Source organism: Flavobacterium sp. GNP002 (genome assembly GCF_054343795.1).
The window spans coordinates 113,670-134,424 of sequence record NZ_JBTGUW010000001.1 but is presented as its reverse complement, the minus strand read 5'-3'; the positions used below and the strand labels follow the sequence as shown (position 1 = coordinate 134,424).

Annotated in this window: 26 protein-coding genes; 9 read left to right on the top strand and 17 right to left on the bottom strand. The window is 34.0% G+C overall.

What is annotated here, in order from left to right:
* Window positions 1-32: 32 nt before the first annotated feature.
* The 7 genes from ACXX80_RS00655 to ACXX80_RS00625 form a co-directional block, all read right to left on the bottom strand.
* Entirely contained in the window at window positions 33-407 is a 375-nt protein-coding gene (locus ACXX80_RS00655) for a DNA topoisomerase IV (protein ID WP_315207874.1), read from the bottom strand.
* Between the two features lie 23 nt (window positions 408-430).
* Window positions 431-1,003, bottom strand: a complete 573-nt coding sequence (locus ACXX80_RS00650) for a pentapeptide repeat-containing protein (protein WP_417982063.1) — start codon at window positions 1,001-1,003, stop codon at window positions 431-433.
* A complete protein-coding gene (locus tag ACXX80_RS00645; protein WP_458551576.1) occupies window positions 1,003-1,224 on the bottom strand; it encodes a DUF6095 family protein in 222 nt (73 codons plus the stop codon). The genes ACXX80_RS00650 and ACXX80_RS00645 overlap by 1 nt, the downstream gene beginning before the upstream one ends.
* 10 nt (window positions 1,225-1,234) lie before the next feature.
* Window positions 1,235-1,537 carry a Dabb family protein gene (locus ACXX80_RS00640; RefSeq protein ID WP_315207880.1) on the bottom strand — a complete coding sequence of 101 codons (303 nt, stop codon included), beginning with the start codon at window positions 1,535-1,537 and terminating at the stop codon, window positions 1,235-1,237.
* A gap of 6 nt (window positions 1,538-1,543) precedes the next feature.
* Complete coding sequence (gene murQ, locus ACXX80_RS00635) at window positions 1,544-2,356, bottom strand: N-acetylmuramic acid 6-phosphate etherase (RefSeq protein ID WP_458551574.1); 813 nt, start codon at window positions 2,354-2,356, stop codon at window positions 1,544-1,546.
* A gap of 156 nt (window positions 2,357-2,512) precedes the next feature.
* A complete protein-coding gene (locus ACXX80_RS00630) occupies window positions 2,513-3,181 on the bottom strand; it encodes a ZIP family metal transporter (protein WP_458551572.1) in 669 nt (222 codons plus the stop codon).
* A 109-nt stretch (window positions 3,182-3,290) separates the two neighbouring features.
* The gene (locus ACXX80_RS00625) at window positions 3,291-4,055 is read right to left on the bottom strand and encodes a class I SAM-dependent methyltransferase (RefSeq protein WP_458551571.1); all 765 of its coding nucleotides are present in this window, start codon (window positions 4,053-4,055) and stop codon (window positions 3,291-3,293) included.
* Between the two features lie 69 nt (window positions 4,056-4,124).
* Here ACXX80_RS00625 and ACXX80_RS00620 point away from each other — a divergent pair, with 69 nt between their 5' ends.
* Together ACXX80_RS00620 and ACXX80_RS00615 are read left to right on the top strand one after the other, a co-directional pair.
* A complete protein-coding gene (locus ACXX80_RS00620; protein WP_458551569.1) occupies window positions 4,125-5,300 on the top strand; it encodes a THUMP domain-containing class I SAM-dependent RNA methyltransferase in 1,176 nt (391 codons plus the stop codon).
* Window positions 5,301-5,357: 57 nt separating this feature from the next.
* Complete coding sequence (locus ACXX80_RS00615; RefSeq protein ID WP_458551568.1) at window positions 5,358-5,594, top strand: hypothetical protein; 237 nt, start codon at window positions 5,358-5,360, stop codon at window positions 5,592-5,594.
* Window positions 5,595-5,670: 76 nt separating this feature from the next.
* Here ACXX80_RS00615 and ACXX80_RS00610 read toward each other — a convergent pair whose 3' ends face one another.
* The 3 genes from ACXX80_RS00610 to rlmD all read right to left on the bottom strand — a co-directional run bounded on the left by ACXX80_RS00610 (window position 5,671) and on the right by rlmD (window position 8,521).
* On the bottom strand, window positions 5,671-6,504 hold the full coding sequence (locus ACXX80_RS00610; protein ID WP_458551566.1) for a DUF6048 family protein: 834 nt from the start codon (window positions 6,502-6,504) through the stop codon (window positions 5,671-5,673).
* On the bottom strand, window positions 6,476-7,012 hold the full coding sequence (locus ACXX80_RS00605; RefSeq protein ID WP_458551565.1) for a DUF6452 family protein: 537 nt from the start codon (window positions 7,010-7,012) through the stop codon (window positions 6,476-6,478). The genes ACXX80_RS00610 and ACXX80_RS00605 overlap by 29 nt, the downstream gene beginning before the upstream one ends.
* Window positions 7,013-7,108: 96 nt before the next feature.
* Window positions 7,109-8,521 (bottom strand): 23S rRNA (uracil(1939)-C(5))-methyltransferase RlmD, encoded by a 1,413-nt coding sequence (rlmD, locus tag ACXX80_RS00600; RefSeq protein ID WP_458551563.1) that lies wholly within the window; start codon window positions 8,519-8,521, stop codon window positions 7,109-7,111.
* 540 nt (window positions 8,522-9,061) lie between these two features.
* Between rlmD and ACXX80_RS00595 the strand changes: the two genes are divergently transcribed.
* The gene (locus ACXX80_RS00595) at window positions 9,062-10,105 is read left to right on the top strand and encodes a sensor histidine kinase (protein ID WP_458551562.1); all 1,044 of its coding nucleotides are present in this window, start codon (window positions 9,062-9,064) and stop codon (window positions 10,103-10,105) included.
* A gap of 105 nt (window positions 10,106-10,210) precedes the next feature.
* Window positions 10,211-10,621, top strand: a complete 411-nt coding sequence (locus ACXX80_RS00590) for an OsmC family peroxiredoxin (protein WP_458551561.1) — start codon at window positions 10,211-10,213, stop codon at window positions 10,619-10,621.
* 102 nt (window positions 10,622-10,723) lie between these two features.
* On the opposite strand, the gene ACXX80_RS00585 is transcribed toward ACXX80_RS00590, so the two are convergent.
* Window positions 10,724-11,416, bottom strand: coding sequence for an SGNH/GDSL hydrolase family protein (locus tag ACXX80_RS00585; protein WP_458551559.1), 693 nt, complete (start codon window positions 11,414-11,416; stop codon window positions 10,724-10,726).
* 144 nt (window positions 11,417-11,560) lie between these two features.
* The gene (gene cysM / locus ACXX80_RS00580) at window positions 11,561-12,448 is read right to left on the bottom strand and encodes a cysteine synthase CysM (protein ID WP_458551557.1); all 888 of its coding nucleotides are present in this window, start codon (window positions 12,446-12,448) and stop codon (window positions 11,561-11,563) included.
* A gap of 393 nt (window positions 12,449-12,841) precedes the next feature.
* Here cysM and ACXX80_RS00575 point away from each other — a divergent pair, with 393 nt between their 5' ends.
* Window positions 12,842-13,540: a DUF1003 domain-containing protein gene (locus ACXX80_RS00575; RefSeq protein WP_458551555.1), complete on the top strand. Its 699-nt coding sequence runs from the start codon at window positions 12,842-12,844 to the stop codon at window positions 13,538-13,540.
* A gap of 34 nt (window positions 13,541-13,574) precedes the next feature.
* Here the strand turns inward: ACXX80_RS00575 and ACXX80_RS00570 are convergent, their stop codons facing one another.
* On the bottom strand, window positions 13,575-13,853 hold the full coding sequence (locus tag ACXX80_RS00570; protein ID WP_458551554.1) for a DUF2752 domain-containing protein: 279 nt from the start codon (window positions 13,851-13,853) through the stop codon (window positions 13,575-13,577).
* 101 nt (window positions 13,854-13,954) lie between these two features.
* On the opposite strand from ACXX80_RS00570, the gene ACXX80_RS00565 reads away from it, so the two are divergent.
* Window positions 13,955-14,137, top strand: coding sequence for a hypothetical protein (locus tag ACXX80_RS00565; RefSeq protein WP_458551553.1), 183 nt, complete (start codon window positions 13,955-13,957; stop codon window positions 14,135-14,137).
* Window positions 14,130-14,681: a DUF8465 domain-containing protein gene (locus ACXX80_RS00560; RefSeq protein ID WP_458551552.1), complete on the top strand. Its 552-nt coding sequence runs from the start codon at window positions 14,130-14,132 to the stop codon at window positions 14,679-14,681. The genes ACXX80_RS00565 and ACXX80_RS00560 overlap by 8 nt, the downstream gene beginning before the upstream one ends.
* Window positions 14,682-14,821: 140 nt before the next feature.
* Here ACXX80_RS00560 and ACXX80_RS00555 read toward each other — a convergent pair whose 3' ends face one another.
* On the bottom strand, window positions 14,822-15,766 hold the full coding sequence (locus tag ACXX80_RS00555; RefSeq protein WP_458551551.1) for a hypothetical protein: 945 nt from the start codon (window positions 15,764-15,766) through the stop codon (window positions 14,822-14,824).
* A 204-nt stretch (window positions 15,767-15,970) separates the two neighbouring features.
* On the opposite strand from ACXX80_RS00555, the gene ACXX80_RS00550 reads away from it, so the two are divergent.
* Both ACXX80_RS00550 and ACXX80_RS00545 read left to right on the top strand, forming a co-directional pair.
* A complete protein-coding gene (locus ACXX80_RS00550; RefSeq protein WP_458551550.1) occupies window positions 15,971-16,891 on the top strand; it encodes an EamA family transporter in 921 nt (306 codons plus the stop codon).
* Between the two features lie 19 nt (window positions 16,892-16,910).
* On the top strand, window positions 16,911-18,035 hold the full coding sequence (locus ACXX80_RS00545; RefSeq protein WP_458551549.1) for a cysteine desulfurase family protein: 1,125 nt from the start codon (window positions 16,911-16,913) through the stop codon (window positions 18,033-18,035).
* Between the two features lie 37 nt (window positions 18,036-18,072).
* Here ACXX80_RS00545 and ACXX80_RS00540 read toward each other — a convergent pair whose 3' ends face one another.
* The 3 genes from ACXX80_RS00540 to ACXX80_RS00530 are packed head-to-tail and all read right to left on the bottom strand — an operon-like array spanning window position 18,073 to window position 20,601.
* Window positions 18,073-19,050 (bottom strand): MlaD family protein, encoded by a 978-nt coding sequence (locus tag ACXX80_RS00540; protein ID WP_458551548.1) that lies wholly within the window; start codon window positions 19,048-19,050, stop codon window positions 18,073-18,075.
* Window positions 19,051-19,059: 9 nt separating this feature from the next.
* A complete protein-coding gene (locus ACXX80_RS00535) occupies window positions 19,060-19,812 on the bottom strand; it encodes an ABC transporter ATP-binding protein (protein WP_417982021.1) in 753 nt (250 codons plus the stop codon).
* A 6-nt stretch (window positions 19,813-19,818) separates the two neighbouring features.
* Window positions 19,819-20,601: an MlaE family ABC transporter permease gene (locus ACXX80_RS00530; protein ID WP_417950062.1), complete on the bottom strand. Its 783-nt coding sequence runs from the start codon at window positions 20,599-20,601 to the stop codon at window positions 19,819-19,821.
* Window positions 20,602-20,755: the final 154 nt, after the last annotated feature.

Sequence of the window (20,755 nt, the reverse complement as noted above, 5' to 3'; positions counted from 1 at the left end):
TTATTATTTGTAATTAATTTGATTTTATATGCTTAATCGGAAATCTTAGTAACAGTTCCTCTTTGTTTTTCATCAACACCAACCATTCCAAATTCAAAGGTATAGGAATTTTTTGTGGTTGTCAAAATTTTCATACCAATAGCCTTTTCTTCAGCCATATTTTTTGGATGCAATTTCAGTAAAACATATTCACAATCGTTTACCCATCGTATCGAAGCGGTATCAGTCTTTCCTTCAAAAGTTTCTATTTCGATACTGTCATTACGCTCAAAAATAGCCGTTTTCTTTACGCCGTCAACTTCATATTCAAACTTGAATTTTCCAGTTTTAAAATCCTTACAATTGCGCTCCGCATCATAGCAAGACATTAGCAGTAATAGAGGGAGGAGGAATACTATTTTTTTCATTTATCAGTATATTTATTTTTTAACTATTGTATTTTAATATCGTATTTGTCCAGAAGTCCAATGATTCCTTGTGTAGAAAACTTGGCTTTTTTCATGGGATTGAATTCGGGGTCAATTTTAAAATCAGTTGCTTTTGAAAAATCGGCTCCCGCTAATTGTGTATTATTAAAAATAGCACCGTCCAAATTACTGTTGTCAAAAACGGAACTCGTAAGATTGGTACCAACAAAACTTACCTCTCTTAACGAACTGGAATTGAATTTCGTCTTTGGCATTTTTTTATTGGCAAACGAAGAATAATCCAAAACACATTCCTCGAAATTGACATTAAACAAGAAATCATCGCATTCCTCAAATTGAATGCCCAATAATTTACAGTTTTTGAATTGTACCCCTTTCAAGCTTGTTCCTGATAATTTGGTCATAGCCAAATTGCAATCAATGAACTCGCAATCCATGAAGCTACTATAGGAGAAGTCACTATTTGATAAATCACAGTTTTTAAAAACGCAATCTTCAAATTCTCTATTGTTTACTTTTTTATCGACATAAACGATTTTTTCAAATGTTTTTTGCACGTGAATTAGGTTTTCCATTAGTCGTTAAATAAGCTTTTCATAATTATTTTTAATCCCGAATACATTAAAAACATTGCAGCGAGACAAGCAATAATTCCTATTGCTAAAACTAAATAATGCCACACATTTTGTTGGTTCATAAAAGCATTATAAATCACTGCCGGCCCCAAGAATAGCAATGGCAAAGCTCCCGCTAAATATTTGATTCCTTTAGATAATAGTTCTTTGTTGGTTGCCATAATTTAATAATTAAAATTCATAATCCACACAATATCTCAAATCTCTAATTTTACCTATCCATTCAGCAACAACATTATGTGTTGGATGATTTTGGTATTTATCTAATGTTTCAAACGAATCAAAATAGGAGTGTAAAACGGCATCAAAGTTTGAATATTCACTTTCAATATTTATTCCTACCCGTATTTCAATTATTTCAGGAATATCTTTTTTTAAACCTTCAAGCTTCTCTTTTAGAATAATTGCATTTTCGGCTTTGCTTTTGCCTTCTGCAAAATCTTTTAATTTCCACATTACGATATGGTGAATCATTGTTGTTTACTTTTTAAAATTATAAACAGCTTTTCTAACACTTCCATGTTTTTTTAATAATTCGGCACCTTCTTCATAGGAAACAGGAATTTCTCCCATAATCATTTTCACACCGCGATCCACCAGTTTGCTATTACTCAATTGCATGTCGACCATTTTGTTTCCTTTTACTTTACCTAGTTGAATCATGGATGCAGTAGTTATCATATTCAGTACCAGTTTCTGGGCTGTACCGGCTTTCATACGTGAACTTCCGGTTACAAATTCCGGTCCTACAACTACATCTATAGGGAATTTTGCGGTTTGCGAAAGTGGACTTCCTGCATTGCATGAAATACTTCCTGTGGTAATATTATTTTCGTTGCAAGTTTGTAATCCTCCAATAACATAAGGCGTTGTTCCCGAAGCTGCTATTCCTACAACGACATCATTTTCATTTATTTCAAAAGCTTTTAAGTCAATCCAAGCTTGTGTTGCATTGTCTTCGGCATTTTCTACGGCTCTGCGGATTGCGGTGTCACCACCGGCAATAATCCCAATTACTAAATCGAAAGGAACGCCAAATGTTGGCGGACATTCCGAAGCATCAACAATTCCCAAACGTCCGGAAGTTCCCGCGCCAATATAGAATAATCGTCCGCCAAGTTTCATTTTGGCAACGATTTCAGTCACTAATGTTTCTATTTGGGGTAACGCTTTTTCTACGGCAAGCGGTACGGTTTTATCTTCCTGATTGATATTAGACAACAATTCTGGAACCGACATTTTTTCTAAATGTTCGTATTTTGAGGATTGTTCGGTAGTTTTAGTAAATTCCATAGTTATGTTTTTTTGAAGCTACAATTTGTGAGTTGTCTTAACTACAATGTTTTTTTGCGTGAGGGATAAAAGCGGAAATCCTTTTTATTTTTTCTTTAAAAATAAAAAGATTGCAGCGAATAGCCCGACCCTTGTGGTCACGCCCAAATTATAAATTTATATAAAATATGCCAACGCAATTCCTATAACAATCATCGAAACCTTTGCAATATTGAACTTGTGTCCTTCGCTGCTTTCGAAAATAATGGTGGATGAAATATGAAATAATATTCCTATTACTATGGCTGTGATTTCAGTATAATACACGTTTAATATTGGCAAATAATCAGATAAAATGGTTCCTAGCGGCGTCATTACTGAAAAAGTGATCATGAAGAAAAATATGGCTTTTTTGTTTAGACTTGCATTGATAAAAAATGTGGTCAGAATTATAGCAATAGGTAAATGATGAATGGCAATTCCTATGGCTAAATCATGATGATGGCTTACGGGGAATCCTTCTAAAAACGCATGTATACAAAGACTGATGAACAACAACCACGGGATTTGGGTCATTATTTCATGTCCGTGAACGTGACCGTGTTCAGCTCCTTTTGAGAAAAATTCCAATATAATTTGAAACAATATCCCCAGCATGATAAAGAGTCCAATGTTTGGGTTTGCACTTTCGTAAATTTCAGGTAATAGATGCATTACCGTTAATGAAAGTAAAAAAGAACCACTGAAAGCCAATAGCAATTTTAAGTTAGTTTTGTTGTTTGGTCGTATAATCAATGCGACGATATATCCTAAGATTACGGAAAGTAAAGGTAAAAGGTAATTCATGTTTCTTGCTTAACCGTTTATTTGTTTATTTGTTTAACCGTTAATCTGCTTCACGGTTTGTTTGTTTTTACGATTAACCCTTTAAACGATTAACCGATTAACCCAACAATTATTTAAAAATCATGATTAGGCGTTCGCTATCTGTTTTATGGAATTTTTTCAATTTGTAATCACCAAAAATATCCAATAGATAAATTCCGGCTTCTTCCATTAATTCCTCGAAATCTTTTAGGGTAAGGGCTTTTACTTTTTCAGTAAAATGAAATTTTTGATCTTTGTCTTCAAAGTCAATTTCTTTGTAAATATGCCCGTCTTTTAAATAGCGTTTAATTTGAAAATCAATGTCTTCGACCGTTTTTGTTTCTTCAGGAACTAATGTTTCTAGGACTTGGGCAACATTCATAAAGTCAATCACGGCAAAACCATATTCCGAAAGGCTTTCTTTGATGGCTTTTAACGTGGTTAGATTGTCCTCATCATTTTCGAAATAACCAAAGCTGGTAAATAGATTGAAAATGGCATCGAATTTTTCTTCAAAAGGTTCACGCATATCGTGAACTTTGAAATGAAGGGTTTCATTCGTATTTTTAGTTGCTTCGGTAATGCTATTTTCAGATAAATCAGCTCCAAGAACTGTAAAACCTAATTGATTCAAATAAATAGAATGACGGCCTTTGCCACATGCTAAATCCAATACTTTTGCCTTCTCAGGAAGATTAAGGTAATGGGTAAGATTATCCATAAAAACCTGAGCTTCTCTATAATTTCTGTCTTTGTAAAGAATATGATAATAGGGAGTGTCAAACCAAGAGGTATACCAGTTTTCAGTTGATTTCAGTTGATTTTCAGTTGGTGGATTTTGTGCTGCAGACATTTATTCTTTTTCAATTAATTTGATTGATGCAAATTTAGTGTATTTTTGCAACGAATACTTGATTTTACAATGGAAAATAATTATAAAATGGTTGCCAAAACCTTTTTTGGTTTTGAAGAAATATTAGCAAAAGAATTGCAAAACCTTGGCGCACAAAACGTGGAGCAAGGAGTGAGAATGGTGAGTTTTAAAGGGGACAAAGGGTTTATGTACAAAGCGAATTTAGCGTTGCGTACGGCTTTGAAAATCCTGAAACCTATTTATTTTTTCAAGGCAAATAATGAACAGGCTTTGTATAAAGGCATTTCGGGAGTGAATTGGTCTAAATTGATAGGTGCCAATCAGACATTTGTGATTGATACAACGGTGCATTCGGAATATTTTAATCACTCAGAATTTGTTTCCCAAAAGTGTAAAGATGCGATTGTTGATCAGTTCAGAGAAAGAACAGGACAACGACCAAGTATTGATAAAGTACATCCTGATTTAAGAATCAACATCCATATCGATAAAGACCAGGTTTCAGTAGCGCTTGATACTTCAGGAAATGCATTGAATCAACGTGGCTACAGAACAGCTACTAATATTGCTCCTATAAACGAAGTTTTGGCAGCAGGAATTCTATTGCTTTCCGGTTGGGACGGTCAAACTGATTTCTTGGATCCCATGTGTGGTTCGGGAACATTCTTAGCCGAAGCAGCAATGATTGCCTGTAATATTCCGGCAAACATTAACCGTAAAGAATTTGCTTTCGAAAAATGGAACGATTGGGACAATGACTTGTTTGATGCTATTTCGGACAGTTTATTGAAACGTGTTCGTGAGTTTCATTACACGATAAAAGGCTATGATAAAGCACCAAGTGCCGTTCAAAAAGCCAAAGACAATATCAAAAATGCTAATCTTGACGAGTATATTTCTATTGAAGAAAAGAACTTTTTTGATACTGAAAAAACTTCAGAAGGAAAATTACACATAGTTTTTAACCCGCCGTATGATGAGCGTTTGGATATTCACATGGAAGAATTCTACAAAAACATTGGTGATACCTTAAAGAAAAATTATCCGGGAACAAATGCTTGGATGATTACGGCAAATCTGGAAGCATTGAAATTTGTAGGATTAAAACCTTCGAGAAAAATCAAGCTTTTTAACGCTGGTTTAGAAGCACGTTTGGTGAAATACGAAATGTACGAAGGAAGTAAGAGAACAAAGTTTCAGGTAACAACTGATAATGCTGAATAAGCAATATTAAAATTTCTACTTTCTACTTTTGACTTTAAAACTTTAAGACTTAAAAAAATGACCAAATTACAAATACGTGCATTCCTTTACCAACTGGGATGTTTTGCAATATTATTTATTTCCGCCAGGTATTTAGTGGCACATTTTACTAATTTAACTGGATTTTGGATTCCATTAACCGCATTTGTCATTGGAACACTTTTGTCGCCAAAATTCCATGCGATAAAAACCAAAGACGGAGAGAAATTATTCATGAAATGGATTTTCATGAAAGGAATTAAGGAAATAGGGTAGTTTAGTTTATTCTAACAAAAAAATCGCAAAGACAACTGTTGTTTTCTTTGCGATTTTTTTTATTGGTATTTCGTAATTATTTTTTCTCAGCTTTTTTAGCAACCGCAACAGGCCTTACTTTTTTCTTGTAAATAGGAACAAAATAGGTAACGGTATAGTTGAATCCTACTCCAAAACTACCATCGTAAGTTCTGTTAAATCCAGGAATATATAAGTTAGAGAAATTCTCAGGTTCTTTGTTGGTTACCAATCGGTTCAATCGAAGACTGAAACCCACAAATACGTTATTGAATACTTTAGCCTTCACTGCGGCCACGACTTCAATCCAGCTCGCTGTTAAACCATCAAACTTTTTACCAGAAGGAATTACAGGAACTTCACCAAAATAAGGATTGGCATTATAAATTCGATAACTGTTCAATTGCTGATTAAAAGTACTGAAACCGTAGCGCATTCCTATAGAAATGATATTCTCCATATCCAGCCAGTTTTCATAGGCATTATAATCAAAACCGGCTTTTAAGTAGGAACCTTTGGTGGTGAAATTAAGGCGGTCATCATCAGTAGTTTTGTTTTCGTTTCCAATTTCGGCAGCCAAAAAATATTTTTTTGTCAATCGATAATCTCCCACAAACTCAATTCCTTTGTAATTTTCGTCATATAGAGCGCGTGTCAGTTTGAATAAATCTAGTCCTACACGAATCCCGTATCGGTCTGTTTTTACAGGAATCGAATCATTATTTTTTACTGTTGGTTCAATGGCAACTAATGGTAAAGGAGCTGCGGGAACAATTTGTTCTGTTTTTGCAGTTTTGGGATCACTTTTCACAGTTGTTGTCTCTTGCGCCTGCATCAAAGTCAACGACAATAAGAGACAAATACTAAAAAAAGATCTTAATGTGTGTTTCATTTTCGTTTTCTAAGTTACTTTTTTCAACCGAGATGTATTCTATCCATTTTTCATCTGCAACTGCAGCATCGGTATGTGTATACGGATTTATTGGGTCTAGTGTAAATATAGTTTTGTAGCCACAAGCTCGTGATACAAATAATTCTTGAGTCGTATAATCAAATTTTATATTGTCTACGTTCACCAATGCGGGATTAGCATTGCCAGAATTTAACGTAAAACTATAACTTGTACTGGTTCCAACTGTTTTTAGCGGAATCGAAATCGTGTTTCCGTTTGTCAGGTATTTAGCATCTCCGGTAGCCGCGTTAAAAATAATTCCCTCAGGTATTCCTTCACCAACTACTTTTAGATTTGTGACATTTTTTAAAACCGAAGGATTCAAGTAATCATAAAAGCTAATCACCAAACGAGGCGTTGTGGGTGTATTTGCATCGCAAATATCATCTTTCTCACAACTGGAGAAGGATAGCGCTAAAGCGAATACCAATAAAATTATTTTTTTCATTTACAATTTGTTTTTGTGTAATTCTTCGGTAAGCAATAGGATAGCTGAAGTGAAAAATTTCAATGACAATTTTTAAAATCTGCAATCAAAAATCAATTATCTTCTCTCCAAAAGCACTACATTTTCCACGTGATGCGTTTGCGGAAACATATCCACAGGACGTACACGAGTCACTTTGTATTTCTCGTCCATTAAAGCCAAATCACGCGCTTGTGTAGCCGAATTACAACTTACATAAACTACTTTTTCAGGAGCAATTTTCATAATTTGTTCGATTACATCTTTGTGCATTCCGTCTCTTGGTGGATCCGTGATAATAACATCAGGATGCCCGTGCTGAGCGATAAAACTATCGTTGAAAACGACTTTCATATCTCCTACAAAGAACTCACAATTCGTAATTTCATTGCGTTCCGCATTCAGTTTTGCATCTTTAATGGCTTCAGGAACACTTTCAACACCTATTACTTTTTTTGCTTTTTTCGAAACAAACTGAGCAATAGTTCCCGTTCCTGTGTATAAATCATAAACAATTTCATTACCGGTAAGACCAGCGAAATCGCGTGTTATTTTATATAATTCATACGCTTGGTCAGAATTGGTTTGGTAAAAAGATTTCGCATTAATGCTGAATTTTAACCCTTCCATTTCTTCTAGGATGTAATCACGACCTTTGTATAATTTAATATCAGTATCGTATAAAGTATCGTTGGCTTTATTGTTTACAACGTATTGTAGCGAAGTAATTTGCGGGAATTTCTCGTAAAGATGATCTAGGATTAATTCTCTGTTGGCTTTATCATTTTCAAAAAACTGAATCAAAACCATAATTTCGCCAGTCGAAGCCGTTCTTAACATCAAAGTTCTCAATAAGCCTTCATGCGCTCTTGGATTAAAGAAAGTCAGTCCATTTGCATTAGCAAAATCTCTCACTTCATTTCTAATCGCGTTCGATGGATCTTCCTGTAAATGACATTTATTGATGTCCAGGATTTTGTCCCACATTTTCGGAATATGGAAACCAAGCGCATTTCTGTTTCCTAAATCTTCGGTGCTGTCAATTTCTTTTTCGGTCAACCAACGGCTGTTCGAAAACGAAAATTCCATTTTGTTTCTGTAAAAAAACTGTTTTTCAGAACCTAGAATCGGTTCAAATTCCGGAAGTTCTATTTTTCCGATGCGTTGCAAATGGTTTTTCACCTCATTTTGCTTGTAATACAACTGTTGGCTGTATTTCATATTCTGCCATTTACAACCGCCACAAACACCAAAGTGCTCGCAAATAGGTTCAACGCGATGCTCTGAATATTCATGAAAATGAACTGCTTTTCCTTCGTAATAGGCTTTGCGCTTCTTGAAAGTTTGCACATCAACCACATCACCCGGAACCACATTCGGGATAAAAACTACTTTTCCGTCGGGAGCCTTTGCTACCGATACGCCTTTTGCACCAGCATCAAGGACTTTTATTTGATGAAAGACAACTTTGTCTGTATTTTTCTTTGCCATAGCGCAAAAATAAGTGTTTGAATGGTTTTATAAATTCAAATTGTGAAATATTTTCACTTTTAGCTGTTTTTTATTTGAGCCCATTGCTGCTTTCTGCTGTAATCCCGACGCTTCGTTGATCTTCCGCAAGCAGTAACGCTACGCCAGTAAAGAAGCTACCGTTAGTCTCTCTTTACAGGCAGGTGTTCCAAAGCTTTAGTAACTGCGGGTTTTTCGCTGCAAACAAAGTTCACTGAACACCGCCAGAAAATAAAAAATAAGTGAAGTAATCGGGCAGGAAATTGTATGTGAGAATTGGGTTTTGTTGTTTAGCGAAGATTTCAGAGAGGCACAATTGTATTTAAATATTTGAGAAAAATATACGATAAAATAATTGTTATATATTTAAGAACCTGACACTCTTTTTAAATGTATGTTGGTTTAATTAAAATAATTAATTTAATATTTTATTTAGAAGATTTTGAGTATCAGTAAGAAATTAATCACTTATTTTTGTTCTTTATAATTTCCTGTTGTAAAAAAAACGTAAACAAATTGTCAATGCAATTATATAAAAAATTATCTAACATAGGTTTTCTTAAAAAGAGTTATGCGTTCAAGTTTTTGTTTGTTGCATTTATAGGAATACATATTCCGTTGATTGGCTTGTTATTTTTTGTGCTTTACGGCGGTAAAAGCATTTCTGCAGATACCATTTTGATTTTTGCACTTATAATGACCTTAGTAGCTACAGGTGCAACTTTACTGTTTCTAAAGCAACTAATTAAGCCAATTGAAGTCGCCTCGAAAGCCTTACATTTGTATAGAAACAAAAAAATTGTTCCTTCATTACCAAATAATTTCTCTGATGAAGCCGGTTTATTGATGAGTAATATTCAGGATTCAATTGCAGAAAACGAAAATTTTATTACTGAAAAACAAGATTTAGTGTATTTACTTTCCCATGATCTAAGAAACTTTGTTGGGAATTCTAAATCGGCGGCATTGCTTATTTTAGAGGAGGAACCTTCGGAAGCCATAAAGGAATTAGCCGAATTGATACTTCAATCGACAGAACAACAATACAATTATATTGAAAACTTTATCAAATTACTAAAAGAGCAAGATCAAATTATAGAAAAAAAATCTGAAAATGAGATTGTTCAATTTTCTTCTATTTTTTCGGTTGTATCAAAACAATTAGATCAGTTGCTGACTAACAAGAATATTAAATTGGATTTGTCAATTGAAGTTGAAGAAGCTCTTTTAAAAATAGATAAAATTCTATTGATTCGAGTTTTAGTGAACTTGATTGATAATGCTATAAAATTTTCGTTTCCGGATAGTGAAATAAAAGTTCGTGTTTATCTTCAAGGCAGTAAACTCTTTTTTAAAATAACGGATGAAGGTGTAGGTTTTGATCAAAAAGAAAGTCATGAACTGTTCCGTAAATTTACTAAAATGAGTAAATTAGGAACGGCAAATGAGCCGTCTACAGGAATTGGATTGTATTTATGTAAAAAAATAATAGAAAGACATGACGGACAAATTTTAGCAGAAAGTGATGGAGTTAATAAAGGAGCTACTTTTTCTGTCATTTTTTAGATGTCAAATTGTCTAATGAATTTTAAATTTTCGTTAAAAAAACCTATTTCCAAAAGTGTTTTTTTACAAATGAACTAAATTTGAGAAAACATAAAACATAATATTATGAAAAGAAATGCAACCGCAGTCTGGAATGGTTCACTTAAAGAAGGAGCCGGAAAACTTACCACCCAAAGTACAACATTAAAAGATACGCAATATTCGTTCAAATCCCGTTTTGAAGAAGGAGTGGGGACTAACCCGGAAGAATTGGTTGCAGCAGCGCATTCGGGCTGTTTTACAATGCAACTTTCTGCCTATGTCACCGAAGCTGGTTTTGAAATAGAAAGTATTGAAACTAAATGTGATATCGACTTGGTGGAAGGAACAATTATAACTTCCCACTTAACGGTAAATGCAAAAATAAGTGCAATAACAGATGAAGTTTTTCAACAATTAGTGACTAAAGCAGAGAAAAATTGTCCTATTTCTAAATTATTGAATGCTGCAATTTCGACCTCTGCAACTTTAGCATAAAAATAAGAATTCACATAAAAAAAAGGCTCAATTTAAGTTAAATCGAGCCTTTTTTTATTTGTACCCAAAAGCATCAATCTTGTTTTGCTTCTTTGTATTCGTTTATTTTTGTAATAAGACTTTGGCGATTGCTTTTTCAGCAAGTGGCGCCATCACTTGATATCCTGTTTTATTTGGGTGTACTTCATCATTTGAGTACGAAGCAGGCAAACCTTTTCGTTTATCTGCCATAGCCGAAAAGTAATCAAGATACAGAATGTCATTGGCGTCAGCGTAATTCTTTATCATCTCGTTTAGAGCCACCACTTTTTCAGCCGGATTTTGATTGGGTTTCCAAGAGAAATCATAAGCAGGCAATACAGAGCAAAGAATTACTTTAATCTGGTTTGCTTTTGCCAATTCGGCCATTGAGAAAATATTATTTGCAATCATATCCAATGTTGCCGGACCGGTATTACCGGCAATGTCGTTTATTCCAGCCAAAATAATCACAGCAGCGGGTTTTAAAGCAATAACATCCGCTCTAAAACGTACAAGCATCTGAGGTGTGGTTTGACCGCTGATTCCGCGATTAACGTATGGTTTTCCTGCGAAATATTCAGGATCTGTGATACTCCAAAATTCAGTTATGGAATCTCCCATAAATACAATTCTTTTTTGGCCGTTCGGTACCGGTTTGAGATTTGCATTTTCATTTTGGTATTTATTTAAATTTGGCCAGTCTTGAGCCTGTACTTTTCCTCCCATAATGATTGATAAAAATAGAATGCAGTAAATTAATGGTGTGTTTTTCATTTGTAACCAGATTATAAAGTTTGAATCAGTTGAAACGTTTTTTTGATTAAAATAGAAATTGTTCTTGCTTAAAATCGAAACAACCTTCCTTTTATATCCGAAAGATACAGAAAAGGAAGGTTGTTTTTATAACGCCTAATTAATTTAATCAAATAAATCCGAAGATAAATAGCGATCGCCACGGTCACAGATGATGGCTACAATGACGCCTGATTCTAATTCTTCGGCCATTTTTATTGCTGCTGTAACTGAACCGCCACTGCTCATTCCTGCAAAAACGCCTTCTTCCAGTGCTAAGCGTTTAGTCATGGCTCGTGCTTCTTCTTCGGAAACTTCGATGATTTTGTCTACTTTATTAGCATCAAAAATTTTAGGCAAATACTCTTCAGGCCATTTTCTGATTCCAGGAATTTGAGAACCATCGCTGGGTTGAGCGCCTATAATTTGAATACCAGGATTCATTTCTTTCAAGTAGGTTGAAGTACCTATAATTGTTCCCGTTGTCCCCATAGCAGAGACAAAATGGGTTACAGTTCCTTCGGTATCATTCCATATTTCTGGACCTGTGGTTTTGTAGTGTGCTTTCCAGTTGTCGTCATTTGCAAACTGATTAAGCATAATATAACCGCCTTCGGATACTTTTTTATCAGCATAATCTCTGGAACCTATTATTCCGGTAGCTGCCGGTGTCAAAATCACGGTTGCGCCATAAGCACGCATAGTTTGGGTACGCTCTTTGGTAGAATCTTCCGGAAGTACCAATTCGATTTCGATATTGAATAATTGAGCAATCATGGCTAAAGCTATTCCGGTGTTGCCACTAGTTGCCTCAATAAGTTTATCTCCTTTTTTGATTTCTCCTCTTTCTAATGCGGAAGCAATCATATTGTAGGCTGCACGATCTTTTACACTGCCACCAGGATTGTTTCCTTCAAGTTTCAGTAAAAGTTTTACGTTTTTATTTTTTATCAATTTAGTAGTTTCTACTAAAGGCGTGTTTCCAATAAGGTCTAATATTTTTTGAGATTTCATGCTGTTTGGTGTCTTAAATTGTAATAATCAGATTTTAATGGATTACAATTGGTATTCGTTTTTGAACAATGTTTTTTAAAGAGAGTATTTTAAAAACAGCAACAACAATAGCAGAAAGGAATATTTTTGTAGTTCAGTGACATTTTCATGGGTTTTAAAACGAGCCACAAAGATATTGAACTATTTCGAATTATTTCTTTCTCAAGCATAAAGCTATCTGGTTTATTTAGACACTTTTGTTAAATAAAGTGATGTTAATTATAGTGGATATTGCTGTTTTAATCTTTTTAAGATAAAAAAGCTGTTGTGTATCTGTTTTATTTTCAATGTATAGGAACCGATTATTAGTTTTGATGAAAGTGTTTTTTTAAATTAGCCAATAAATAACAATACATGAAATCCACTACTACTTTTACAAGCGATATTTCAAAAAAAGAATTCCCAATAGCCGATAAAATTTCGGCTAAAACCATTCGGAATCCAATATTAGCTCTTATTCAAAATGATTATCCTGATTTTGACGAGGACAAAATCTTATCAATTGGCGAGTTGAATATGTATCGAGAGAAATACATTTCTAATTATTTACTGGTCGAAATAGGGGAGTTGTCTAATCTGGAAGCTAAAGTTATCGGTTCTTTGAATGAAGATAAATCATTAGTAAGCACTGTTGAAGATGAAATAGGTGTTCGTACAGTGGGACAAAAAGTGGCAGATAAAGTTGCTGCTTTTGGCGGAAGCTGGAAATTTATAATCTTTTTTGGTGTATTTATTCTATTTTGGATTTTGATTAATATTTATATTCTCTTGAATAAAGGATTTGATCCGTATCCATTTATTTTGCTGAATTTAATTTTGTCATGTCTTGCCGCACTTCAAGCTCCAGTAATTATGATGAGTCAAAATCGCCAAGAAGAAAAAGATAGAGAAAGATCCAAAAAAGATTATATGATTAATCTAAAATCTGAACTTGAAATTAGAATGCTTCATGAAAAACTGGATCATTTGATTATGCACCAACAAGAAGAATTGATTGAAATTCAAAAAGTGCAAATCGAAATGATGAATGATATTTTGACTAGAATCAAATAATTTTGTTGTTCTAAAAAGTCTAAAAAAGGAATCTTTAGTAGTGCTTAAAATAATAACCTGCAATCATAAAAACACCATTTAAAATTGCCGAACCAATAATGAGTTTTTTGTAATTCCTGTTTTTGTCGATAAAATTAAAACCTAAAATCCCCAGAAATAACAAGGTGGTAAAAAGGGCTGGATACATCTTAAAAGCACCTTCGAAATCCCCTTGCAAAAGCAACAAAAAACCCCTCTGAAAACCACAGCCCAAACACTCTATTCCAAAGAGTGTTTTGCTTAAACAAGGCAGCATAAATTTTTCTAAATCCAAAGGTTTTTCTTTTTACAATTTTACAAAAAAATAAGAAACGGTTGTGATAATAATTGATGCAATTTTAAATTCATTACTTTTGAAAACTGATATTTAAAAAGATGAGAAAGTTTATAATTCCAATAATGGTTTTGGCGATAACTGTTGCTTTATACGAGCAGGTGAGTGCCGAAAAAAATGTGTATATAATGGTAATTGCTATTGTAGTTTTCATGATGGGAATGATGCAATTGAGTGCCAAAACGCCGAGTAAAAATCAAGATAAAGAAGACGAAAATGTTTAACAAAGGAGATAAGGTTTCAGTACTTGACGAAGCGATCAATGGAGTCGTGTTGTCAGTCAAAGAGAAGCAAGTTACTGTAGAAACAGAAGATGGATTCACGATGACATTTTTTGTCAATGAGTTGATTAAAATAAACGATTCCAGTAACTTACTAGATTCTATTAGAAGAATTAATATAAGTGAGGTTTCAAAAGAAAAAGAAATCCCGAAAGCACGAAGTTTTGTTAAGGAAAAGAAATCAAAGCACGAAATTCCAGCTCCGGAGTTTGATTTACACATCGAAAAACTGGTGCCAAATAAACGCGGAATGTCTAATTATGATATTCTGACTTTACAGACTGAAACAGCAAAACGTCATATAGAATTTGCTATTCGAAATCGCATTCCAAAGATTGTTTTTATCCACGGCGTGGGTGAAGGAGTTCTAAAAGCTGAACTGGATTTTTTATTGGGTCGCTATGATAACATTGCTTTTCAAGAAGGGAATTATCAAAAATATGGTCAAGGTGCAACAGAAGTTTTTATAAAGCAAAGTGCCATGTAATATTTATTTTGGTTTTTAAAAGCACAAAAAAAAGGTCCGATTTTTAAGCAGTTTTCATTAGAAAATTCACTTAAAAATCGGACCTTTTTTTGGGACTAAAAACGATTGTTTTTGTCTTTAATTTTGCTTCTTATTTGGGATTAATTCGTAGTCAATAATTCACCGTAAATATAATTATCACCTAAAATAAAATCACTACTTCCCTTCTTCATTTTTGCTTTTTTAAGAACAACGGTATGTTTAAAACCAGTTCCCAAAGTGGCAGTTGTTACTTCCACAATTCCACTTTCGTTTGCTACTCCAGCCACTGCAATCCATTCTTCACTTACTGCAGGAGTTGCCGGAAAAGTAGTGTTGCAAAAATAAGCACCAGTTAGTAATCCTGAGAATAATCGATAGGTAAGTTTGTTTTTTGTATCGCTTATTAATCCGGTTCTTGGAGCGTTTAGTGGTGTCGCTTCATTAACAATTAAAGTGGGATCAATGTCTAAAATAAGAGCTTCACTACTATTGTAATCGTATAATTGTTTAGATGAACTGCATTGTTCAAGTGTCTTATTGAATGCAAAAGGTAGAGGCGTTGCACTAATTACATAGTCACCAAAAGGGAATGTTTCATAAACTTGTGTCCCGTTACTTTTTACAAATGTGATATTTTTGAACGTGATATTATGATTGTAGCCGGTAATTTTTGTGCTGTTATCAGTTGTATTTGTTGTTTTGACAGCCGTAGTGTTTATAACTATTTTTCCACCGGAAGTGGTCCATTGATCCACAACAATAGGCGTTGCAGGCGGAATTGTTTCACAAATAGTTGATGAAGTTACAGCACCATTGTAAAAGCGATATAGTACACGATTTGATGCGCTAATGTCTAATTCTTGGGATTTCGTTTCAGTTGGGAAGGTAAATCCAACAACTTCAAGAATAAGGGCTTCACTATCTTTTAGTTTGTAGATGATGTCATTCGTGGTGCAATTTTGCGTAGCAACATCTTCAAAACTAATGTCTTCTTGAATTAAATCACCATCATCGCAACCGTTTAATAGTAATGCAAAAACCAATAGGCTTACAACTCTTTTCATTTTTTTATTATTTGTAACAAAAATAGAATTTTTAATTTGTTCCAATTGCATTCCCCTTTAAAAATAGATTATTTAACAGGATATTGGGTTTTTAAATTTCAATTAGTGAGAGAGATAGAAAAGCATGTGCTTCGTGGTATTGCTTTTATTGTATGAATTTAAAGCGAACAGAAATCATTATCTTTGCGCAAATTTTACACTAAAATGAGACCTAACAAATATTATTTAGCTGCTTTCTCTGCCTTTTTTATCTGGGGTTTTTTTAGTTTAGCATTAAAACCATTACACAATTATCCTTCGTTAGATATTTTATTTTATCGTGTTTTTTTTAGTGTAGCGCTGATGGTAGTTATTAATGTCATTTTTCGACGCAATATAATCCTGCAAAATTGGAATCATTTCAAAGTGATGACTGCAAAACAAAAGAAAAGTGTTATAACATTGACACTTGGCGGTGGCGTTTTTCTATCCTCAAACTGGTTTGTATTTATTTATGTAATGAATCACGTTAGTGTAAAAGCTGCTTCATTAGCCTATATGATTTGTCCAATTTTAACGACTATATTAGCTTTTTTTATATTAAAAGAGAAATTGAGTAAATGGCAATGGTTTGCAGTAATGATAAGCGCCTTTAGCTGTGTTTTATTATCATTAAATCATTTTGAAGACATTTTCTACAGCCTTATTACAGCAGCTACTTATGCAATGTATTTAGTGAGTCAGCGAAAAAATAGTGAATTGGATAAATTTCTTGTTTTGACTATTCAATTAGTTTTTACAGCAATAATTCTACTTCCTTTTTATCCTGATTATAGTGGAGATTTACCTACAGAGCCCTTATTTTATAGTTGTTTGCTAGTAATCGTAGTCTTTTTTACGATTATTCCGTTGTTTTTAAACTTGTACGCATTAAAAGGAATTAACTCGTCTGCAGTTGGGATTATGATATATATTAATCCAATTATTGGGTTTCTATTGGCCATCTTTTATTACCATGAACACGTAAGCACACTCCAGTTATTTTCCTATTTCCTGATTATGATTTCGATAGTTGTTTTTAATGAGAAGCTTATTTTTTCTAGAAAATCGAGAAACATTCCAGTAGAAATAGAGGGTTTAAAATAATTTTATAATTTCAAAAAAAATGAAAAAAGTATATCTCGATAACGCTTCTACAACAGCTATTCGTGCCGAAGTAATCCAGGAAATGACCAAAGTAATGACGGAAGATTATGGAAATCCATCGTCAACGCATAGTTTGGGTCGTGCCGCCAAAAGTATATTGGAACTTTCCAGAAAATCGATTGCCAAGAATCTAAATGCGACTGCACAGGAAATTATTTTTACCTCTTGTGGTACCGAAGCTAACAATTGGATACTTCGTTCTGCGGTAAAAGATTTACAGGTAAAACGATTTATTACCAGTAAAATAGAGCATCATGCGGTTTTATACACGGCTTTAGTCTTAGAAAAAGAATATGATATTCAAATTGATTATGTGGATGTGAAACCAAATGGAGAAATTGATATTACTCATTTAGTGGAGTTGCTTTCGCAGGAAAAGAAAACATTGGTCAGCCTGATGCATGTGAATAATGAAACAGGTAATATTTTAGATTTGGAACGAATAGGGCGCATTTGTAAAGAGCATAATACTCTATTTCATTCGGATACGGTGCAATCCATTGGAAAAGCTACGATTGATTTGCAAACTATTCCTGTTGATTTTATTGTGGCAAGTGCACATAAATTTCATGGGCCAAAAGGTGTTGGTTTTGCTTTTATTCGAAAAAACTCTGGGTTACAACCCTTGTTTTTTGGTGGCGAACAAGAAAAAGGATTGCGAGCAGGAACCGAAGCATTGCATCAAATTGCTGGTATGGCAAAAGCATTAGAAGTTTCCTATGCCAACTTAGAAGCTGAGCAAAATCATATTGCTGAGTTGAAAAGCTATTTGATTGCCCAACTCAAAATTGAATTTCCGGAATTTAAAATTAATGGAAATCCTGATGGGTTTTATACTGTTTTGAATGTTCTTTTGCCTTTTTCTGAAGCAAAAACAGCTATGATATTATTCCATTTAGATATGAAAGGAATTGCTGTTTCCCGCGGTAGCGCATGCCAATCCGGAAGTATAAAACCTTCGCATGTTTTAGCCGAAATGCTTTCTGTAGAGGATTTGAAAAAACCGAGTTTGCGTATATCTTTTAGTCATTTTAATACAAAAGAGGATATTGATTTACTCATTGAAGCGTTGAAAACAATATAAAAAATCTGCTCGAAAGACTGGTTTCCTATGTTATGTCTTATTTGTTCTGCTCTTTCAATTTTGCTTTTTCCTGTTTTTTAAAATAACCCCGAAATAGAAAATTGTGTTTTAAGGCTTCCATGTTTTCATTCAAACGAGAACTCGCATCATTAATATTTGTCATCGTAGAATCTATTTTTAGTACTAATTCCGGATTATTGGATAAGTAGTTTATAGCTCCTTTTCCATCTTTAATGTTTGCAATGGTCGAATTGAGGTTGCTAACTACTTTATTTATTTCAGTACTGGATTTGTCTAAATTGCGAACTACTGCTTTCATATCATTGGCAACAGCGGTATCTTTCAAAAAACCTATCACATTATCTTTATTTTCTAAGGAAGAAATGAGTCGGTTTAATTTTATCACAGATTCTGAAGTTCCTTTTCCGGTACTTTTCAAGTAGCGGATGGTTTCTTTCAAGTTATTGGCTACAGTGGAATCTTTAATCAATACCCCCACCGTTCCTTTGCCTTGATTTATTTCCTGTGTAATTTTAAGTAAATCAGCCGTAAGAAGTGCCGCATTTTTATTAGTCACGCCAAGGGTATTCAGTAAATCATCCGTACGAATTCGGCTTAAGGATTGAATCTCATCGCCTGGATTTACAGCTGCTTCCATTCCTTTACCTGGGATAATATTTATAATCATATTACCTACCAAACCATCAGAACCTATGGTGGCAACAGCATTTTTTCGGATGTGAGGAAAAATAGTTTTATCAATGAGCATATCTACCTTGATGGTAGAGTCATTGATCATTTCTATTCCGCGGACAGTGCCTACATTTATTCCTGAATACCGTACATTATTGCCTAATTGTAAGCCACTTACGTTGTTAAAAACCGCCTCAAGATGATTGGTTTTTCCAAACATTTTTTGCTTATCGCCAATGAAATATATTGCCAGTACAAATAGCGTTAATCCGATGATTACAAAAAGTCCAAGGCGCAGTTTTTGTGATGTCGTTTTTTCCATAATGTATTCTTATTTAAAGAAAGCTTGTACTTTAGGATCGGTTGAGATTGATAATTCCTCAAAAGTTCCTTCGATATAATTGATGCCGTCAACCAGTAAAATCATTCGGTTCGAAATCACTCTGGCACAATCCACATCATGAGTTATGATAATAGCCGAAGTGTTGTATTTTTTTTGGATAGACATCATTAACAGTAAAATTTCCTTTGCCGTAATAGGATCTAATCCAGTTGTTGGTTCATCATAAAGAATTATTTTTGGCTGTAGAATTAAAGTTCTTGCCAAAGCTATCCTTCGTTTCATTCCTCCCGAAAGTTCTTCGGGCATTAAATTTATGGTATGTGCGAGTCCCACATTTTCTAAAGCTTCCATAACCAGTGGCGTGGTATCGGTTATTTTTCCAAATTTTTTTTTGTGACGGCGTAAGGGAAATTCTAAATTTTCTCTAACGGTCATAGAATCATAAAGTGCGCTCCCCTGAAAAAGGAAACCTACTTCCGTCCGAAGATCATCTAATTCTTCCCGGTTTAGTGCGCTAATATCTTTTCCCATTATTTCAACAGTCCCACTGTCATGTTCTTCTAATCCAATGAGGCATTTTATCATAACAGATTTCCCGGAACCTGATTTTCCCATAATAACCAGATTCTCTCCTTCATTCAAAACCATATTAAAACCATCCAAAACATGATTATTACCATAGCTTTTTATTAAGCCTTTGATTTCTATTATGGCTTTTTTATTTGGTGTAGATGTATTCATAATCAGTTATAAATCATAAAAAATATCCGTGATAAAAACAGCAACAAAGTCAATAATAAACAATAGCATCGAGGTAAAAACCACTGCGGAATTAGCCGCTAAACCTACACCTGCCGTTCCCTTTTTACAATAATATCCTTTAAAACAACCCACTAATCCTATAGCAAACCCAAAAAAGAAAGTCTTAATGGTTGCCGGGATTAAATCTCCAAATTCCAACGCATCAAAAACCTGATTGTAATACAGTAAAAAAGAAACATTTCCTTTAATGTTTTCTACTAAAAAAGAACCAAAAATGGCAATAGCATCTCCAAAAAAAACCAAAACAGGAAGCATGAAAGTAGTTGCTAATATGCGGGTTACGACTAAATACTTGAATGGATTTGTACCGGAAACTTCCATAGCATCTATTTGTTCTGTAACTCTCATAGATCCTAATTCAGCACCAATCCCGGAACCAATGCGGCCTGCGCAAATTAAAGCCGTAATGATAGGTCCAATTTCCCTGATAAGAGAAATACTCACCATTGAGGGCATCCAGGAAACGGCACCAAATTCCTGTAACGTGGGTCGCGATTGCAAAGTAAATACTAAGCCAATGATAAATCCTGTCACTGCAACAAGCAACAAGGAACGATTTCCCATATAAAAACATTGTCTAAGGAATTCTTTGAATTCCGAAGGACTTTTAAAAGCTTCTTTAAAAAAACGACCGGCAAAATAGGAGAGTTCGCCAACTTCAAGTAAAAAACTTTTAAACAATTCGATTATTTTAAAAATACTATTCATTAGCAAATGAATTAATTTTTAATAGAAAAAAAGCTACTCAAATATAGGGTTATTGTGTTGATTTTCAGTATTTTTAAGCTGTTTTTTTTATGTTTTTATTGAAAAAACATAAAAAACAAACGCCATTCAAATTTTGAATGGCGTTTGTGGAACA

What these genes read in the sequence shown, in the direction of transcription:
- ACXX80_RS00555 (WP_458551551.1), bottom strand. Translation starts at nt 15,766, where the DNA reads ATGAAAAGAGTTGTAAGCCTATTGGTTTTTGCATTACTATTAAACGGT.
- ACXX80_RS00560 (WP_458551552.1), top strand. Translation starts at nt 14,130, where the DNA reads ATGTTTAACAAAGGAGATAAGGTTTCAGTACTTGACGAAGCGATCAAT.
- ACXX80_RS00640 (WP_315207880.1), bottom strand. Translation starts at nt 1,537, where the DNA reads ATGATTCACCATATCGTAATGTGGAAATTAAAAGATTTTGCAGAAGGC.
- ACXX80_RS00610 (WP_458551566.1), bottom strand. Translation starts at nt 6,504, where the DNA reads ATGAAACACACATTAAGATCTTTTTTTAGTATTTGTCTCTTATTGTCG.
- rlmD (WP_458551563.1), bottom strand. Translation starts at nt 8,521, where the DNA reads ATGGCAAAGAAAAATACAGACAAAGTTGTCTTTCATCAAATAAAAGTC.
- ACXX80_RS00615 (WP_458551568.1), top strand. Translation starts at nt 5,358, where the DNA reads ATGACCAAATTACAAATACGTGCATTCCTTTACCAACTGGGATGTTTT.
- cysM (WP_458551557.1), bottom strand. Translation starts at nt 12,448, where the DNA reads ATGAAATCTCAAAAAATATTAGACCTTATTGGAAACACGCCTTTAGTA.
- ACXX80_RS00585 (WP_458551559.1), bottom strand. Translation starts at nt 11,416, where the DNA reads ATGAAAAACACACCATTAATTTACTGCATTCTATTTTTATCAATCATT.
- ACXX80_RS00550 (WP_458551550.1), top strand. Translation starts at nt 15,971, where the DNA reads ATGAGACCTAACAAATATTATTTAGCTGCTTTCTCTGCCTTTTTTATC.
- ACXX80_RS00545 (WP_458551549.1), top strand. Translation starts at nt 16,911, where the DNA reads ATGAAAAAAGTATATCTCGATAACGCTTCTACAACAGCTATTCGTGCC.
- ACXX80_RS00535 (WP_417982021.1), bottom strand. Translation starts at nt 19,812, where the DNA reads ATGAATACATCTACACCAAATAAAAAAGCCATAATAGAAATCAAAGGC.
- ACXX80_RS00605 (WP_458551565.1), bottom strand. Translation starts at nt 7,012, where the DNA reads ATGAAAAAAATAATTTTATTGGTATTCGCTTTAGCGCTATCCTTCTCC.
- ACXX80_RS00530 (WP_417950062.1), bottom strand. Translation starts at nt 20,601, where the DNA reads ATGAATAGTATTTTTAAAATAATCGAATTGTTTAAAAGTTTTTTACTT.
- ACXX80_RS00565 (WP_458551553.1), top strand. Translation starts at nt 13,955, where the DNA reads ATGAGAAAGTTTATAATTCCAATAATGGTTTTGGCGATAACTGTTGCT.
- ACXX80_RS00625 (WP_458551571.1), bottom strand. Translation starts at nt 4,055, where the DNA reads ATGTCTGCAGCACAAAATCCACCAACTGAAAATCAACTGAAATCAACT.
- murQ (WP_458551574.1), bottom strand. Translation starts at nt 2,356, where the DNA reads ATGGAATTTACTAAAACTACCGAACAATCCTCAAAATACGAACATTTA.
- ACXX80_RS00645 (WP_458551576.1), bottom strand. Translation starts at nt 1,224, where the DNA reads ATGGCAACCAACAAAGAACTATTATCTAAAGGAATCAAATATTTAGCG.
- ACXX80_RS00650 (WP_417982063.1), bottom strand. Translation starts at nt 1,003, where the DNA reads ATGGAAAACCTAATTCACGTGCAAAAAACATTTGAAAAAATCGTTTAT.
- ACXX80_RS00595 (WP_458551562.1), top strand. Translation starts at nt 9,062, where the DNA reads ATGCAATTATATAAAAAATTATCTAACATAGGTTTTCTTAAAAAGAGT.
- ACXX80_RS00575 (WP_458551555.1), top strand. Translation starts at nt 12,842, where the DNA reads ATGAAATCCACTACTACTTTTACAAGCGATATTTCAAAAAAAGAATTC.
- ACXX80_RS00590 (WP_458551561.1), top strand. Translation starts at nt 10,211, where the DNA reads ATGAAAAGAAATGCAACCGCAGTCTGGAATGGTTCACTTAAAGAAGGA.
- ACXX80_RS00620 (WP_458551569.1), top strand. Translation starts at nt 4,125, where the DNA reads ATGGAAAATAATTATAAAATGGTTGCCAAAACCTTTTTTGGTTTTGAA.
- ACXX80_RS00540 (WP_458551548.1), bottom strand. Translation starts at nt 19,050, where the DNA reads ATGGAAAAAACGACATCACAAAAACTGCGCCTTGGACTTTTTGTAATC.
- ACXX80_RS00655 (WP_315207874.1), bottom strand. Translation starts at nt 407, where the DNA reads ATGAAAAAAATAGTATTCCTCCTCCCTCTATTACTGCTAATGTCTTGC.
- ACXX80_RS00630 (WP_458551572.1), bottom strand. Translation starts at nt 3,181, where the DNA reads ATGAATTACCTTTTACCTTTACTTTCCGTAATCTTAGGATATATCGTC.